The 16,141-nt window shown below is 68.7% G+C and carries 14 protein-coding genes; 11 read left to right on the top strand and 3 right to left on the bottom strand.

Features of this window, described 5'->3' with window-relative positions:
• Positions 1-35 precede the first annotated feature (35 nt).
• From P0Y52_14740 to dnaQ, 5 genes are read left to right on the top strand one after another with little or no spacing between them, the layout of a single operon-like run.
• Positions 36-908, top strand: coding sequence for a kinase/pyrophosphorylase (locus P0Y52_14740; protein WEK57780.1), 873 nt, complete (start codon positions 36-38; stop codon positions 906-908).
• A complete protein-coding gene (locus tag P0Y52_14735) occupies positions 905-1,504 on the top strand; it encodes a Maf family protein (protein WEK57779.1) in 600 nt (199 codons plus the stop codon). Before P0Y52_14740 ends, P0Y52_14735 begins: the two co-directional genes overlap by 4 nt.
• Entirely contained in the window at positions 1,501-2,343 is an 843-nt protein-coding gene (locus P0Y52_14730; GenBank protein ID WEK57778.1) for a shikimate dehydrogenase, read from the top strand. Before P0Y52_14735 ends, P0Y52_14730 begins: the two co-directional genes overlap by 4 nt.
• Positions 2,340-2,954, top strand: coding sequence for a dephospho-CoA kinase (gene coaE / locus P0Y52_14725; protein WEK57777.1), 615 nt, complete (start codon positions 2,340-2,342; stop codon positions 2,952-2,954). Before P0Y52_14730 ends, coaE begins: the two co-directional genes overlap by 4 nt.
• A 43-nt stretch (positions 2,955-2,997) precedes the next feature.
• On the top strand, positions 2,998-3,732 hold the full coding sequence (gene dnaQ, locus P0Y52_14720) for a DNA polymerase III subunit epsilon (GenBank protein ID WEK57776.1): 735 nt from the start codon (positions 2,998-3,000) through the stop codon (positions 3,730-3,732).
• On the opposite strand, the gene P0Y52_14715 is transcribed toward dnaQ, so the two are convergent.
• Together P0Y52_14715 and secB are read right to left on the bottom strand one after the other, a co-directional pair.
• On the bottom strand, positions 3,729-4,016 hold the full coding sequence (locus tag P0Y52_14715; GenBank protein WEK57775.1) for a putative quinol monooxygenase: 288 nt from the start codon (positions 4,014-4,016) through the stop codon (positions 3,729-3,731). The two genes, dnaQ and P0Y52_14715, sit on opposite strands and share 4 nt — an antisense overlap.
• 114 nt (positions 4,017-4,130) lie before the next feature.
• On the bottom strand, positions 4,131-4,652 hold the full coding sequence (secB, locus tag P0Y52_14710; protein WEK57774.1) for a protein-export chaperone SecB: 522 nt from the start codon (positions 4,650-4,652) through the stop codon (positions 4,131-4,133).
• 223 nt (positions 4,653-4,875) lie between these two features.
• On the opposite strand from secB, the gene timA reads away from it, so the two are divergent.
• The 3 genes from timA (at position 4,876) to P0Y52_14695 (ending at position 7,024) form a co-directional block, all read left to right on the top strand.
• Positions 4,876-5,490, top strand: coding sequence for a TIM44-related membrane protein TimA (timA, locus tag P0Y52_14705; protein WEK59507.1), 615 nt, complete (start codon positions 4,876-4,878; stop codon positions 5,488-5,490).
• On the top strand, positions 5,490-6,605 hold the full coding sequence (locus tag P0Y52_14700; protein WEK57773.1) for an MltA domain-containing protein: 1,116 nt from the start codon (positions 5,490-5,492) through the stop codon (positions 6,603-6,605). The genes timA and P0Y52_14700 overlap by 1 nt, the downstream gene beginning before the upstream one ends.
• Positions 6,606-6,718: 113 nt before the next feature.
• The gene (locus P0Y52_14695) at positions 6,719-7,024 is read left to right on the top strand and encodes a hypothetical protein (GenBank protein ID WEK57772.1); all 306 of its coding nucleotides are present in this window, start codon (positions 6,719-6,721) and stop codon (positions 7,022-7,024) included.
• A 310-nt stretch (positions 7,025-7,334) separates the two neighbouring features.
• On the opposite strand, the gene P0Y52_14690 is transcribed toward P0Y52_14695, so the two are convergent.
• The gene (locus P0Y52_14690; protein ID WEK57771.1) at positions 7,335-8,852 is read right to left on the bottom strand and encodes a DUF853 family protein; all 1,518 of its coding nucleotides are present in this window, start codon (positions 8,850-8,852) and stop codon (positions 7,335-7,337) included.
• Positions 8,853-8,969: 117 nt separating this feature from the next.
• Between P0Y52_14690 and P0Y52_14685 the strand changes: the two genes are divergently transcribed.
• The 3 genes from P0Y52_14685 (at position 8,970) to P0Y52_14675 (ending at position 16,106) form a co-directional block, all read left to right on the top strand.
• A complete protein-coding gene (locus P0Y52_14685; GenBank protein ID WEK57770.1) occupies positions 8,970-10,133 on the top strand; it encodes an AI-2E family transporter in 1,164 nt (387 codons plus the stop codon).
• A gap of 408 nt (positions 10,134-10,541) precedes the next feature.
• Positions 10,542-15,401 carry an NAD-glutamate dehydrogenase gene (locus P0Y52_14680; GenBank protein WEK57769.1) on the top strand — a complete coding sequence of 1,620 codons (4,860 nt, stop codon included), beginning with the start codon at positions 10,542-10,544 and terminating at the stop codon, positions 15,399-15,401.
• Between the two features lie 237 nt (positions 15,402-15,638).
• Positions 15,639-16,106, top strand: coding sequence for a universal stress protein (locus P0Y52_14675; protein ID WEK57768.1), 468 nt, complete (start codon positions 15,639-15,641; stop codon positions 16,104-16,106).
• The last annotated feature ends 35 nt before the right edge of the window (positions 16,107-16,141 follow it).

The following is a 16,141-nucleotide window of genomic DNA, read 5'->3' as shown; positions in this document are numbered from 1 at the left end:
CGGGGCGGTTTGAGGATGAGGAGACGATCAGAGCCATGAGCCCCGCCCGACCCTCGTCGCGTCTCGCCACCTATTTCCATGTCCATCTGGTCTCGGACTCGACCGGCGAGACCCTCAACGCCATGGCCAAGGCCGTCATCGCCCGGTTCGACGGCGTCATTCCCATCGAACACATCTATGCTCTGGTCCGTTCGCCCAAGCAGATGGAGCGGGTTCTGGAAGAGGTCGCCGGAGCGCCCGGCGTGGTGCTGCACACCCTGGTCGACCGCGAACTGCGCGAACAGCTGGAAGAAGGCTGTCGTCGGCTGCAGACGCCGCAGATCGGGGCGCTGGACCCTCTGGTCGGGGCGCTGTCGGGTTATCTGGGCACGAACATCTCGACCCGCGTCGGGGCTCAGCACGCCCTCGACCACGGCTATTTCAATCGCATCGGCGCCCTGGACTTCGCCATCGCCCACGACGACGGCCAGGGCACGCTGGAACAGCTGGAGCACGCCGACGTGGTCCTGTGCGGCGTCAGCCGGACCTCCAAGACCCCGACCTGCATCTATCTGGCCAATCGCGGCATTCGCGCCGCCAACGTGCCGCTGGTGCCGGGCCAGGAAGATGGCGAGCGACTGACCCAGTTGAAGAACCCTCTGGTCGTCGGCCTGACGGTCTCGCCGGATCGTCTGGTGCAGATCCGCCGCAACCGGCTGGAGGGTCTGAACGCCGCGCGCGCCTCCGACTATGTGGATCATGAGGCGGTGCGCGATGAAACCGTCAAGGCGCGCCGCGCCTTCGAGCGGCGCGGCTGGCCGACCATCGACGTCACCCGCCGCTCGGTCGAGGAGACCGCGGCCGCCATTCTCAACCTGCTGAGCGAGCGGCGCAGCCGCCGCCAGGACACTCCCGGAGCCCCCTCGTGACGACGACTGACGGCGAACGCCTGATCCTGGCCTCCAAGAGCGCGGCGCGACGCGCGATCCTGACCGAGGCGGGCGTGCCTTTCACCGTTCAGGTCGCCGACGTGGACGAGGACAGGCTGAAGACCCCGGGCGTCGATCCGGTCGCACTGGCGGTCGAACTGGCGCGGGCCAAGGCCCTCGCCGTGTCGCGCCACGACGCCGACGCCTGGGTCCTGGGCGCCGATCAGACCCTGGCCTTCGACGGCGGCCTGGTCTCCAAGGCCCCGACGCTGGCGGCGGCGCGCGAACGCCTGGTCGCCATGCGCGGCCGGACGCATCAGCTGCATTCCGGCGCGGCCCTGGCCCGCAACGGCCAGGTGGTCTGGTCCGGCGTGGACACCGTCGAGATGAGGATGCGCGACTTCTCCGACGCCTTCCTCGACGCCTATCTGGCGGCGGAGGGCGAGGCCCTGCTGGCCTGCGTCGGCTCCTACCGGCTGGAGGGCCTGGGGTCACAGTTGTTCGAGGCGGTCGAGGGCGACTATTTCACCGTGCTCGGCCTGCCGCTGTGGCCGGTGCTGGCCGAGCTGCGCCGCGCCGGGGTGATCGTCTCGTGAGCCCCTCCCCTTTTCGCACCAACCGCATCACCGGCGCCGCCCTGCTGGCGGGCATCGCCGGTCAGCCGGTGGCCCATTCGCTTAGCCCGGTGATCCACAACGCCTGGCTGGAGGCCGGCGCCATCGACGGCGCCTATATGCCGTTCGCGCCCCAAGACGCCGCCGGGTTCGACATCCTGGTCGCCGCCGGCCGCGCGGGTCTGGTCCAGGGCCTGAACGTCACCGCCCCCTTCAAGGAACAGGCCTTCGCCCTGGCGGATGAAGCCAGTCCAGCGGCCCAGGCGACCGGTTCGGCCAATATCCTCGTCTTCGACAAGGGCCGGGTGCGGGCCGACAGCTCCGACGGCGTCGGCGTCCTTTGCGCCCTGGCCGACCAGGCGCCGGCGCTGAAGCTGAAAGGCGCCGTCGTGGTCATGCTGGGCGCCGGCGGGGCGGCCCGCGCTGGCGCGGGCGCCCTGATCGAGGCGGGGGCGACCATCCACATCCTCAATCGCTCGCAAGACCGGGCCGAGGCCCTGGCCGCCGACCTGGGCGCGTCGGTGAGCGTGGCCGACGAGACCGCCCTGGCCTCCGCCGACCTGGTGATCAACGCCCTCAGTGTTCAACCGAGCATCGACCTGGCGCTGCTGAAGCCGAGCGCCGTGGTCATGGACATGACCTACAAGCCCGTCGTCACCCCCTTTCTGGCGGCAGCGCGCGCCCGCGGTCTGACCACGGTGGACGGTCTGGCCATGCTGATCGGTCAGGCGGCGCCCTCCTTCACCGCCCTGTTCCGTCGCCCGCCGCCGCCGCTGGACCTGCGCGCCCTGCTGCTGGCCCATCTGGGAGAAGGCGTGTGATCATCCTTGGCCTGACCGGCTCCATCGGCATGGGCAAGTCGACGACGGGGCGGATGTTCGCCGACGAAGGCGCTCTGGTCTGGGACGCCGACGCCGCCGTGCACCGCCTCTATGCGCGCGGCGGGGCGGCGGTCGAACCCCTGGCTCAGGCCTTTCCCGGCGTGGTCGTCGATGGCGCCGTGGACCGCACCCGCCTGGCCGAGGCGCTGGGTCGCGACGAGGCCGCCTTCAAACGCCTGGAAGCCATCGTCCATCCCCTGGTGGGGCAGGACCGGGCTCAGGATCTGGCGGCGGCGCGCACTGAGGGCGTCCGTCTGGCCGTGCTCGACATCCCCCTGCTGTTCGAAACCGGCGGCGAGGCCTTGGTGGACGCCGTGGTCGTGGTCACGGCCGATCCCGAGGTTCAGGCCGCGCGCGTCCTGGCCCGCCCCGGCATGACCCACGAGCGGTTCGAAGCCATCCTGGCCCGCCAGACGCCTGACGCCGAGAAACGTCGCCGCGCCGACTTCCTCGTCGATACCGGTCGCGGGCTGGACGCAGCGCGCGATCAGGTGCGCCAAATCGTGGGGACAGTTCTCGATCCCGCGTGGACGCCCCCGCGCCGGCACTGAGCCGGCCCTTTCGTCCGGGCGCGGCTTGCCCCATTAAGGGGCTATGGCCCGCGAAATCGTTCTTGATACTGAAACCACAGGATTTGATCCCAAGACGGGCGACCGTTTGATCGAGGTCGGCTGCATCGAGATCTACGACCTGCTGCCCACGGGTCGGACTTTCCACCGCCTGGTCAATCCTGAACGTCTGATCCCGCCGGACGCCATCCGGGTCCACGGCATCACCGACGACCACGTCAAGAACGCCCCCAAGTTTCATGAGATCGCCGCCGACCTGCTGGAGTTCGTCGGCGATGCGCCTCTGATCGCGCACAACGCCAACTTCGACCGCAACTTCATCGACTTCGAATACAGCCGTATCGGTCAGAAGCCGCCGCCGCAGGATCGCTGGATCGATACGCTGCAGCTGGCTCAGAAGCGCTTTCCGGGCATGCCCAATTCGCTGGACGCCCTGTGCAAGCGCTTCAAGATTTCACTGGTGGACCGGACCCTGCACGGCGCCCTGATCGACTCCCGTCTGCTGGCTGAGGTCTATCTGGAGCTGCGCGGCGGCAAGGAAAGGGCGCTGGACCTGACCACGGCCCGCAGTCCTCAGGCCATGGCCGCCGCGGCCAGCCTGAGCCACGGCGCGCGACCCAATCCCCTGCCCTTCCGCTCGACCGAAGCCGAGCAGGCGGCGCATCGGGCCTTCCTGAAGTCCTCGCTGAAGGACTACAGCCTGTGGGCCGGCTATGGCGTGACCGTCGAGGTCGAAGCCAAGGATGAAGCCGCCGCCTAGAGCGCGGCGTCCATCAGGATATAGGTCCCGGCCTTGTCCTGAAAAGCGTCGATCTGGGGGACCAGGCGGCGGAAGTGTTCGCTGGCGCAATGGGCGTCCAGCGCCGCCTGATCGGGCCATGCCTCGATGAAGATGAAGTGGCCGGGCTGGCGCCGATCCGTGAACAGATCATAGGCGACGCAGAGCGGCTCCTGGCGCGTCAGCCGCACCAGTTCGCGATAGAGCGGCATGACCGTCTCGACGTGTTCGGGCTTGATGAAGACCTCGGCGATGACCTTCAGCATGACGGTCCCCTTTCGGCATAGAAAAGGGGCGCCCCCAAAGGAAGGACGCCCCCCAACCTTCCGCACAAGCAGCGAGGCGCCCCGCGCCTCGCGTTAGCGGTCTTCACTTATGATTTATGCCTGGCCGGTTTCGGCCGGGCCGCTGGCGATCTGCTGCTGGCGGGCGACATAGATGGCGGCGAAGTCGATCGGATCGACCATGAAGGGCGGGTAGAAACCGCCGTCCGAGGTGGCCTGGGCGATGATCTGGCGCGCGAAGGGGAAGAGGTAGCGCGGGCATTCGATCAGCAGCAGGGGCTCGATGTCCTGGGGCGAGACGCCGCTCAGGGCGAACAGGCCGCCGTAGACGAGTTCCACGTGAAACACCGCGTTCTTGTCGTCGCCGGTGGCCTTGACCGACAGCTTCAGGTCGACTTCGAACAGGCCGTCGGGGCGACCGGCGGCGTTCATTTCCACGCCCATGTCGATGGCGGGCTTGCCCTCGATGCGCAGGCTTTCCGGCGCGCGCGGGTTCTCGAAGGACAGGTCGCGGACATATTGGGCCATGATGCGGAAGCCCGGACCCGCGGGCTGGCCCTGCGTCGGCTCGGTCTGGCCGTTGGCGGCGGCGTCGGCGGGGGCGGTGGCGTCGGTCATGAAGTTAGCCGTCAGTCTGAAAAACAAGGGACGCCGGACCGCTCCGGGTCCGGGATGAAGGGCCCGCGACTACCACGGCGAGGCTATTGGCCGCAACGGCGAGACCCGCGTTCTGAGCCCCCCTCGCCTTGCGCGCGGCGGGATCGCCCCCTAATCCTGACAATAACAGATGCGCGCCCGTCGCCCCCCTTGGGCGCGCGCCAATCAGGTGAAGCCCGTGCCCATCCAATTCCAGATCGTCATGTTCGCCATCGTCGCCGCGGTGCTGCTGTTCATGCTCTATAACGTCCTGGGCAAGAAGGTCGGGCGTCAGCCTCAGGAAGACGCCCGCCTGCCTCAAGCCGCCGCGCTTGGCGGTCCGGCGCCGGCCCCCGCCGCTCCCGGCCTGGACGCCGCCACGGCCGCCGCCGTCGCCGGGCTCAAGGCCCGCGACCCGGGCTTCGATCCCGTGCGTTTCGTCGAGGGCGCCCGCCAGGCCTATGAGACCATCGTGCGCGGCTACGCCTCGGGCGACCGCGAGGCTCTGCGGCCGCTGCTGACCCCCACCGTCATGACCTCGTTCGAGGCCGGGATCGCGGCGCGTGAAGCGCGCGGCGACCGCGAACAGACCGAATTCCTGCACCCGCCCCGCGCTGACCTGGAACTGGCCACGGTCAGGGACGACCGCGCCGTCGCCAAGGTTCGTTTCCTGGCCGAGATGCGCAGCACCGTGACCCCGGCCGAGGGCGAGACGACCACCGAGGAACGCCGCACGGCCGAGCTGTGGACCTTCGAACGCGCCCTGGGCGCCGCCGATCCCAACTGGGCTCTGGCCCGCGTCGAGCCGGCCAGCGCCTGATGCGCGCCGCCGCCCTGCCGCCCGTCCCGCACCGAGGGCGGTCGGGCGTGATGAAGCTCGCCGCCCTGGCCCTGCTGCTGCTGGCGGCGGCCTGCGCCTCGGCGCCGCGCGTGACGCCGCTGCCCCCCATAGGCCCCGGTCCCGTTCCTCCGCCCACGGCCTCGGTCGAGGGCTTCAGCCTCGCCGCCCTGCCCGGCTGGGCCGAGGAAGACCATCTGGCGGCGTTTCGCGCCTATGCCGTCGGCTGCGGGCCGGCCCGGCGCGGAGGGGCCGACGCCGTCTGCCTGCGCGCTCGCGCCCTGTCGTCTTCGCGCCTGACGCCCAGCGAGGCCCGCGCCTTCCTTGAAGCCAATTTCGTCGCCGTCGAGGCCCGGACCGACGATGGCGGGCCCGGCCTTTTGACCGCCTATTTCGCCCCGGAATATGCGGCGCGGCGCGCCCCCGACGACGAGTTTGACGCTCCGGTCCTCAGCCGCCCGGCCAATCTGTCGAGCGTCGGCGACCGCGCGGCGATCGAGGCGGGCTCGGCCCAGTCGTCGGCCCTGGCCTGGATGCGGGCCGAGGACCTCTTCTTCCTGCAGATCCAGGGGTCGGGCACCCTGACCTTCCCGGACGGCGCCCGCCTGCGCGCCGCCTACGCCGCCGACAATGGCGCCAGGTTCGTCGGCATCGCCCGCCCCATGGCCGAGCGCGGCCTGCTGCCGCAAAATGGGACCTCAGGCGACGCCATTCGCGTTTGGCTGTCGGCCCATCGCGGGGCGGAGGCGCGCGCGGTCATGGCCCTGAACCCGCGCTACATCTTCTTCACCGTCAGTCCCGACGACGGCAACGAGGCCACCGGCGCCGCCGGCGTCCCCCTGCCCGCGCGTCGCTCCGTGGCCGTGGACCCCTCGCGCTGGACCTATGGCGACGCGGTCTGGATCGAGGCCGACGGCGGCAATCTGCTCGGCGCCCGCGCCAGCTACCGCGGCCTGGTCATGGCGCTGGACACCGGCTCGGCCATCCGCGGCCCGGTCCGCGCCGACCTCTATGTCGGCCGTGGCGACGCGGCGGGCCAGGAAGCCGGGGCGGTGCGCCATCCGCTGCGGATGTGGCGGTTGACGCCGAAGGGCTGAGGTTGGGAGGGCAGAGTCTGTTTCGACCCGTTGGCGACATTAGCGGCATCGCCTAGCCTCCAGATATGCACAAAGAACCGAGAGACGGAGGGGCCGATGTCAAGGCAGTCTATGTGGCTGGCCTCTCGGGCTACTATCCTAGCCCCTACCTGACACCGGACGACCTCAAGGCCCTGTCAGACCGCTGCCTGACGGGCAATAGAGTGATCAGCAACATTGAGGCTTACGAGCTTGATGGTGGGGCCGACGTCGCCCGTTTTGACCTAAGTCTCTACGGAGAAGACGCTACACAGAAGTTGAAGAGCTGGCCGGAGCGGGCGTCGGACTCGGTAACGTTCATCGAGCAGTTGCTGCTTGATGTGGCCAAGGAAAAGAACCGCATAATGTTTCAGGTCTGGCTTGATTGGGACCAAACCTGAGGTCGGCTCCGTAAGTGTCCGCTTCCGACCCAAAACAGACATTGACATCGACCGTCTGGCGGCAAGTTCATAGCCCGATGAAAAAACGATACGTGATCGCGATTGGCGTTGGTCTGGCGGCAATCGGTGTCGTGGTCGGAGCGAAGTTCATCCTACATGACTGGCTAACCGTTGATGCCTGCTACGATCGCGGCGGGGTGTATCTTGATGAGATCGGCAAGTGTTCTCACTCGCAAACGGAAGTGGATAGCTACCGACCCAGGTCTAACCAGCCCGCAGAGGTTCGCTAACCACCCTTAGCTGCCTCTCTCTACCGCCGCTTCAGGCTGCCCAGCAGACCACGCATCAGTTCGCGGGTGATGGTGGTGCCGGCGGTGCGCAGGACGGACTTGGTCAGGGCCTCCATCGGAGTCTGACGGGACGAGGCGCGGGGGCGCGGCGCGGCGCGTTCGCGGGTCGGGGCTGGGGCGGAACGGGCGGCCTTTTCGGCGGCCTTGACCGCAGCGGCGTCGCTCTGGGTCTGGGCCTCGATGCGGTCGGCCTGGGCGCGGCGGGCCTTCAGGACCTCCTCGGCGGACTCGCGGTTGACGGCGGTGTCGTAGGTTCCGCGCACCGGGCTGGCGGCCATCACGGCGGCGCGCTCGGCCTCGGTGGCCGGACCCAGGCGCGAATCCGGCGGACGGATCTTGGTCTGGGCCACCACGGTCGGGGCGCCCTTGTCGTCGAGGGTCGAGACCAGGGCCTCGCCCACCCCCAGGCCCTGAATGGCCTCGGCGGTGTCGAAGGCGGGATTGGTGCGGAAGCTCTGGGCTGCGGCGCGCAGTCCCTTCTGTTCGGCGGGGGTGTAGGCGCGCAGGGCGTGCTGCACCCGGTTGCCCAGCTGGGCCAGAACGGTGTCCGGGATGTCGGCGGGGTTCTGGGTGACGAAATAGACCCCCACCCCCTTGGAGCGGATCAGGCGCACCACCTGCTCAACCTTTTCCAGCAGGGCCTTGGGCGCGTCGTTGAACAGCAGGTGGGCCTCGTCGAAGAAGAAGACCAGTCTCGGCTTCTCCGGGTCGCCGATCTCGGGCAGTTGCTCGAACAGCTCCGACAGCAGCCACAGCAGGAAGGCGGCGTAGAGGCGCGGGCTGTTCATCAGCCGGTCGGCGGCCAGGACGTTGACCTGACCGCGCCCGTCCAGCGAGGTCCGCATCATGTCCTCCAGCCGCAGGGCCGGCTCGCCGAAGAAGGCCTTGCCCCCCTGTTGCTCCAGTTGCAGCAGGGCGCGCTGGATGGCGGCGATGGAGGTGGGCGAGACATTGCCGACCTCGCGGCCGATGGTCTGGGCGTTCTCGCCGACATAGGCCAGCAGGGCGCGCAGGTCCTCGAGGTCCAGCAGCAGCAGGCCCTCCTTGTCGGCGACGTGGAAGGCGACGGTCAGCACGCCTTCCTGCACATCGTTCAGCTCCAGCATCCGGGCCATCAGCACCGGGCCGATGTCCGTGACGGTGGCGCGCACCGGGTGGCCCTTCTGGCCGTAGAGGTCCCAGAAAACGACGGGCGCCGCCTTGCCGGTCAGGGTCAGGCCCATGGCGCCGGCGCGCTCGCCGAACCGGGCTGTGTCGCCGGCCTGACTGATGCCTGACAGGTCGCCCTTCACGTCAGCGCAGAAGACCGGGACCCCGGCGTCGGAGAAGCCCTGGGCCATGATTTGCAGCGTCACCGTCTTGCCGGTGCCGGTGGCGCCCGCCACGACGCCGTGCCGGTTGGCGCGCTTGAACAACAGGGTCTCTGCGGCGCCCTCGAAGGACTGGCCGAGGAAGAGGGCGGCGGGGGCGTCGGTCATGCGGGCGGTCTCCAGCGTCTGGGCGCATGGTTATCTGACCGGGACCGGGCCGCAAGACGGAACCGTGCGGCTTTACAGCGATTGACGCTGTCCCCGCCGACCCTGACAGTCCCGCTCATGAAACTGCCCATCTCCCTGCAGACCTCGTCGGTCGCGCGCAACGCCCTGGTTCTGATCGCTGTCGTGGCGGCTGGGGCGGCCCTCTACTGGCTGCGCGACATCCTGACGCCGCTGGCCATGGCCATCTTCCTGATGATCATGATCGACGGGGTGAAGCGCGCGATCGAGCATCGCACCCCGGTCCCGTCGCGCTTCGCCGGGGCGGCCGCCCTGACTGTCGTGGTGATCGGCTTTCTGCTGTCCATCTGGATCATCGTCGACGGCGCGTCCGGCTTCTTCACCGACGCTTCCGGCGTCTCGGCCAGCATCGGGCCGCGCCTGGACCACATCATCGCCGACGTCAGCGGCCTGGTCGGCATCCAGGAGCCCCCGACCCTGAACGAACTGATCGCCGGCATCGACGTGCGCGGTTGGCTGACCCAGGCCGCCCTGCAGGCCCAGGGCGTGGCCTCGGGCGCCTTCTTCGTCATGGTCTATCTGGGCTTCCTGCTGGCCTCGCAGGCGGGTTTCCGCAAGAAGATCGTCGCCATGTTCCCCGAACGCGGCGCCCGGCATGAGGCGCTGGAGGTGTTCAATCGCGTGCGCGGCGGGGTCGAGGGTTATCTGTGGGTTCAGGCTGTCACCGGCGCCCTGATCTGCCTGGTCGCCTGGGTTCTGATGCGGGCTGTGGGTCTTCAGAACGCCGAGTTCTGGACCTTCGTCATCTTCATCGTCGGCTTCATTCCGGTGTTGGGCGGCGCCATCGCCGGCCTGGCCCCGCCCCTGTTCGCCCTGGTCCAGTTCGAAAGCTACTGGCCCGCCCTGATTCTTCTGGTCGGTCTTCAGGCCCTGTTGTTCATCGTCGGCAATTTGATCCAGCCGCGCATGCAGGGCGATAATCAGAATATCGATCCGGTGGTCGTCCTGTTGGCCCTCGCCCTGTGGGGCAAGATGTGGGGCGTGCCAGGCATGTTCCTTTCGACCCCGCTGGCGGTGATGGCCATGGCCATCCTGGCCGAGTTCAAGGGCTCGCGCTGGATCGCGGTCCTGCTGTCCGGCGACGGCGAGCCCTATGCCCCGCGCAAGCTCGAGGCCGAGACCGCGCCGGAGGGTCCTGGATGGGTCCAGCGCCTCTTGGGGCGCGGCAAGGCGCCGCATCAGAAACACGACGAAGACGGCTGATCCTGCCCTTGATCCGCCATATCTGACGACTATCTACCCAATCAGACGACGCGGCCTCCCCTCCCCCTCCCGGCCGCGAAGTCCAGAGGACCGGCGCTCCCTCCCCCTCCTGCGCCGGACCCCAAGCAGGCCGTCGAGCGTTTCACGCTCGGCGGCCTTGTTCTTTTCAGACCGCCTTGCTGCACTCGCGCTCGCCCGATCACGGCTGAATTGGGGCGGTTGTTGTCGTCAACGGAGTTTTGGCGACCGGAATTCGCCCAACTGTGGGCCCTTGGCGCAACATGGTGCGCTGCACACTGAAATTCAGGGTCTGAGCCGCCTCGGACGGCCTAGCCAGTTCCGTCAGCGACGCTAAGGTGGCGCGGTCAAATCCCTGCGGCCTCAGGCCGTGCTGTTCGAGACCACATCATGTCCGCCGCTCCGCGCACAGTTTCCGCCACGCCAGCCACTCTGGAGGCGCTGGAAGCGACCTATGCGCGGATTGTCGACGGCCCGCCGGGCGCCGCTGAAAAGTCCTTCCTGGCCCAGGCCTTTGACGACTACGCCGCCGATGAAACGCCCGAATTGGGCGGCGACGATCTGGCCGCCCTTCTGGGTCTGGCCTGGCGCTCGGCCCAGACCCGTCAGGCCGGCGAACCGGCCCGCGTCACGGTCAGCCCCCTGGCGGGCGCCGACGGCGCGCCGAGCGGCTATGACAGCGTCCTGATCCTGCAGGACGACGCCCCCTTCCTGGTCGACAGCGTCCTGGGCGAACTGGCCGACGCCGGCGTCACCGTACGCGCCCTCTTCCACCCGATCGTCGAGATTGCAGCGGGGCGTCGCGACTCGCTGATCATCGCTGTCATCGACCCCCTGCCGCAGGAGCGCCGCGACGCCCTGGGCGAGGGTCTGGCCCAGGCCATGGCCGACGTCCGCGCCGCCGTGGCCGACCACGGCGCCATGGTCGCCTTGATGCGCGAGGCGGTCGAGCAGCTGGAAACCGCCCCCCCCGCCGCCATCGATCCCGCCGTTCTGGACGAGAACATCGCCTTCCTGCGCTGGGCCAAGAGCGATCACTTCGTCTTCCTCGGCGCCCGCGACTACGCCTATCCCCGCAGCGCCGACGGCGGCTATGCCCCGGAAGCTCCGCTGGACGTCTCGGATCAGGGGCTTGGCGTCCTCGGCGACCCGGAACGCCGCGTCCTGCGTCGCGCCTCGGAACCCGCCGTCCTGACCGCCGCCATGCAGCGTCAGCTGGACCTCAGCGAGCCGGTGACGGTGGCCAAGGCCAATATCCGCAGCCGCGTCCATCGCCGCGCCTACATGGATTACGTCGGGGTCAAGCGGTACGGCGCGGACGGCAAGGCCTCGGGCGAGACCCGTTTCGTCGGCCTGTTCACTGCCGAAGCCTATGACAAGATGGCCAAGGAGGTGCCGCTGATCCGGCGCAAGGTGGCCAACGCCCTGGACCGCGCCGGCAAGGCGCCGGGCAGCCACAACTACAAGCGCCTGAAGAACATTCTCGAAAACTACCCGCGCGACGAGCTGTTCCAGATCAGCGAGGACGAGCTGCTGGAGACGGCGCTCGGCATCCTGCACCTCTATGACCGCCCGCGCATCCGCCTGTTCTCGCGCTGCGACCCGTTCGACCGCTTTGTCTCCGTGCTCTGCTTCATTCCGCGCGAACGCTTCGACGCCGGCCTGCGCCAGCGCATCGGCGGCATCCTGGCCAAGGCCTGGGGCGGCCGGGTGTCGGCCTGGTATCCGCAGCTGTCGGACCAGCCGCTGACGCGCGTCCACTACATCATCGGCGTCGAGCCGGGCGCTCACCTCAACCCCGACCTCAAGGCCCTGGAGGCCGAGGTGGCCGAGGCCGGCCGCAGCTGGATCGACCGCTTCGAGACCGCCCTGCGCGCCGCCGACGTCGATGAAGTCGCCGTGGGTCCGACCAGCGCCAAATGGGCGGACAGCTTCGGCGTCTCCTACCGCGATCGCTATGACGCCGCCGAGGCCGTGGCCGATCTGGAGCAGTTCGACCGTCTGAACGACGGGTCGATGGGCGACGGCGTCCACGCCGAGCCGGTGGCTGTCCGCGCCTTCCGCACGGCGGATGAAAGCCCGCTGCAGTTCCGCTTCAAGCTCTATCGTCGCGGCTCGGCCGTGCCCCTGTCCGACGTCCTGCCGATCCTGGCCGACATGGGCCTGAAGACCCTGGAAGAATCGGACCACGTCGTCCGCACCGTCGGCGACGCCCCCATCTATATCCACGACTTCCTGCTGGAAGACCCGCGCGGCGAGGCCCTGACCTTCGCCGACATCAAGGCCCCGTTCGAGGCCGCCTTCTCGGCGGTCTGGACCGGCCGCACCGAGAGCGACGGCTTCAACCGTCTGGTGCTGGAACTGGGCGTCGACTGGCGCGAAGCGGCCCTGATCCGCACCCTGGCCCGCTATCGCCAGCAGACCGGCCTCGACCCGTCGCAGGCGGTGCAGGAAGCGGCTCTGCGCGAATATCCGACCGTGGCGCGCGCCATCCTGTCGCTGTTCAAGGCCAAGTTCGATCCGGCCCACGGCGGCGCGGTCGAAGCGCGCGAGGCCCTGGTCGCCGAGCTCAACGACAAGATCATCGCCCTGCTTCAGGACGTGAAGAGCCTGGATCACGACCGGGTGCTGCGTCGCATCGCCCTGCTGATCGGGGCCGTCAAGCGCACCAACTTCTATCAGGTCGACGCCGAGGGAAATCCGAAGGCGCATATCTCGATCAAGATCGCCTCGCGCGAACTTGAAGACCTGCCCCTGCCCAAGCCGTTCCGCGAGATCTTCGTCTGGGCCCCGCACATCGAGGGCGTCCACCTGCGCTTCGGCCCCGTGGCGCGCGGCGGCTTGCGCTGGTCGGATCGTCGCGACGACTTCCGCACCGAGGTCCTGGGTCTGGTGAAGGCCCAGCAGGTCAAGAACTCGGTCATCGTGCCGGTCGGCTCCAAGGGCGGCTTCTATCCGAAGCAGCTGCCGGTCGGCGGCGATCGCGACGCGGTCCAGGCCGAAGCCATCCGCGCCTACAAGACCTTCCTGTCCGGCCTGCTGGACATCACCGACAACATCGTCGGCGACGGCGCGCCCGTCCGCCCGGCCAATGTCGTGGCCTGGGAAGGCGACGATCCCTATCTGGTCGTAGCCGCCGACAAGGGCACGGCGACCTTCTCGGACATCGCCAACGGCGTGAGCCAGTCCTACGGCTTCTGGCTGGACGACGCCTTCGCCTCGGGCGGTTCGGCCGGGTATGACCACAAGGAGATGGGCATCACCGCGCGCGGCGCCTGGGAGGCGGTCAAGCGCCACTTCCGCGAGATGGGCAAGGACATCCAGTCCGAACCCTTCACCGTGGTCGGCGTCGGCGATATGTCCGGCGACGTCTTCGGCAACGGCATGCTGCTGTCCAAGGCGATCAAGCTGGTCGCCGCCTTCGATCACCGCGACATCTTCATCGACCCCAACCCGGACACGGCCAAGTCCTTCGCCGAACGCCAGCGCCTGTTCGAGACGCCGCGCACCAGCTGGCAGGACTATGACAAGAGCCTGATCTCGGAGGGCGGCGGCGTCTTCTCGCGCGCGGCCAAGACCATCACCCTGACGCCGCAGATCAAGGCCCTGCTGGACATCGAGGCCGACACCGTCGACCCGACCACCCTGATGCAGGCCATCCTCAAGGCGCGCGCCGAGCTGCTCTACTTCGGCGGCATCGGCACCTACATCAAGGGCGCGGGCGAGACCAACGCCCAGGCCGGCGACAAGGCCAACGACGCCATCCGCATCAACGGCGGCGAGGTCCGGGCCCTGGTCCTCGGCGAAGGCGCCAACCTGGGCGCCACCCAGCTGGGCCGCATCGAGGCGGCGCGGGCCGGCATGCGCCTGAACACCGACGCCATCGACAACTCGGCCGGCGTCGACTCCTCCGACCACGAGGTGAACATCAAGATCCTCACCGGCGGCGCCATCGCCTCGGGCCATCTCAAGGCCGAGGACCGCAACGCCCTGCTGAAGTCGATGACCGACGAGGTCGGCCTCAAGGTCCTGGCGCACAACTACGACCAGACCCTGGCCCTGACCCTGCAACAGGCAGAGGGGCCCGACGCGCTCGACGCCCAGCAGGCCTTCATGCAGCATCTGACCGCCCTGGGTAAGCTGAACCGAGCGGTGGAATACCTGCCCGACGACGCCCGCATGGCCGAGATGAAGCTGCAAGGCGCGGCCCTGACCCGTCCTGAACTGGCGGTGCTGACGGCCTATTCCAAGCTGGAGCTGTTCGACGAGATCGTCGGTTCTTCGGCCCCGGACGACGCCTTCTTCGAGCGCCTGCTGGTCCACTACTTCCCGGCCCCGCTGGCGAAGTTCGAAGAGGACATGAAGGGCCACCGCCTGCGTCGCGACATCATCGCCACCGTGCTGTCGAACGAGATCGTCAACATGGCCGGGCCGACCTTCCCCGATCGCCTGCGCGCGGCGGCGGAATGCGACACCGCGGCCATGGTCACGGCGTTTGAAACGGCCCGTCAGGTCTTCCGTCTGGATCAGGCCTGGAAGGCGGTTTCGGCTCTGGACCTGAAGATCCCGGCCGAGGCTCAGACGGCGCTCTATCAGGAGATCGCCAAGGTTCTGCGTCGCCAGACCTACTGGCTGGCCCGCCGCGCGGCCCGCACGGAAACCACGGTCGGCGGCATGATCGCCGCCTATCAGCCCGCCGCCGACGCCCTGCGCGCCGCCGGTCCCGAAGTGCTGTCGCGCTTCGAGCAGCAGCAGTTCGAAGCCCGCGTCGCTAGGTTTGTCGGCCTAGGCGCGCCGGAAGATCTGGCGCGCGACATCGCCCTGCTGCGGCCCATGGTGGCCACGGCGGACATCGGCGATCTGGCCACTGAACTGGGCTGGAGCGCCCCGGCCATGGCCCGCCTCTATCACCAGGTCGGCGCCGCCTTTGACTTCGACCGTCTGCGCGTGGCGGCCGGTTCGATCCCGTCGGGCGACCACTTCGATCGTCTGGCCGTGCGTCGCCTGATTCAGGATCTGATGGCCGAGCAGCAGCAACTGACCCGCGCCGTGGCCAAGGCTTCGGCCGAGGCGGCGGGCGCCAGCGAGGCTTCGGCCGAGGCGGCCGTCGACGCCTGGATCGGCGCCCGCATGGGTCAGGTCGAAGCCCTGCGCGGGGCCGTGGACGAGATCGAGACCTCGGGCGCCGGCTGGACCTTCGCCAAGCTGACCATCGCCAACGGGGCCATCCGGGAGGTTCTGGGAAGCTAAGCGCTTCCCAAGAGCGCTAACGCGAGCGACGCGGTCGCTCGCTGCTTGAGCGAGTCTAAGGGCGCTACGCTCGGCTCGCGGAGCCTCGCTACTTGAGCGCATGACCGCCCGCTTCGGCGTCATTTCAGGGCCCGCTCGTTTCGTCGTTCGCGACGAGGCGGGCGGGCCTTGGCGTTTGGGGCCGCTTGGCGTTAGGTGGGCGCCGCTGTTCAGAGATCCGCTAAGGCCGCACGACCCATGCCCAGGAAGTTTCTCGTCGTCGTCGACGACAGTCCCGAGTTCGGCGCGGCCCTGGGCTATGCCGCCCGGCGGGCCAAGTCGACCGGCGGCCGCGTGGTCCTGCTGCGCGCCCTGCCCGGCGGCTCGGACGAGCATTGGTCCGGCGTCCGCGACGAAATCCGCCGTCAGCAGCGCGAAGAGGCCGAGGTCTTGTTGAACCGTCTGGGCGAAGAGGCGGCCGACAAATCCGGCGCTCCGCCCATCTTCATCATCGAGGAAGGCGATCCCCAGGGCGCCATCCGCAAGACCGTGGGCGCCGATCCTGACATCAAGATTCTGGTGCTGGCGGCGGGTTCCGGCTCGCGCGGACCCGGGCCTCTGGTGTCGGCGGTGCTGAAACAGGGCGGGGCCTTCACCGGCCGCAAGCTGCCCGTGACCATCGTGCCCGGCGAACTGACCGACGCGGACATCGAGGATCTGGCATAATTCTGAGGGTCGCTACGCTCGGCTCACGGAGCCTC

The sequence above is a fragment of the Candidatus Brevundimonas phytovorans genome (genome assembly GCA_029203145.1).
Taxonomy (GTDB): domain Bacteria; phylum Pseudomonadota; class Alphaproteobacteria; order Caulobacterales; family Caulobacteraceae; genus Brevundimonas; species Brevundimonas phytovorans.
This window is presented reverse-complemented; position numbering and strand designations above follow the sequence as displayed.

Excerpts from the sequence above, each read along its gene's own strand:
- secB (WEK57774.1), bottom strand. The coding sequence starts at position 4,652 with ATGACCGACGCCACCGCCCCCGCCGACGCCGCCGCCAACGGCCAGACC.
- P0Y52_14675 (WEK57768.1), top strand. The coding sequence starts at position 15,639 with ATGCCCAGGAAGTTTCTCGTCGTCGTCGACGACAGTCCCGAGTTCGGC.
- P0Y52_14690 (WEK57771.1), bottom strand. The coding sequence starts at position 8,852 with ATGACCGACGCCCCCGCCGCCCTCTTCCTCGGCCAGTCCTTCGAGGGC.
- P0Y52_14700 (WEK57773.1), top strand. The coding sequence starts at position 5,490 with ATGCGCGCCGCCGCCCTGCCGCCCGTCCCGCACCGAGGGCGGTCGGGC.
- P0Y52_14685 (WEK57770.1), top strand. The coding sequence starts at position 8,970 with ATGAAACTGCCCATCTCCCTGCAGACCTCGTCGGTCGCGCGCAACGCC.
- dnaQ (WEK57776.1), top strand. The coding sequence starts at position 2,998 with ATGGCCCGCGAAATCGTTCTTGATACTGAAACCACAGGATTTGATCCC.
- P0Y52_14740 (WEK57780.1), top strand. The coding sequence starts at position 36 with ATGAGCCCCGCCCGACCCTCGTCGCGTCTCGCCACCTATTTCCATGTC.
- P0Y52_14715 (WEK57775.1), bottom strand. The coding sequence starts at position 4,016 with ATGCTGAAGGTCATCGCCGAGGTCTTCATCAAGCCCGAACACGTCGAG.
- P0Y52_14680 (WEK57769.1), top strand. The coding sequence starts at position 10,542 with ATGTCCGCCGCTCCGCGCACAGTTTCCGCCACGCCAGCCACTCTGGAG.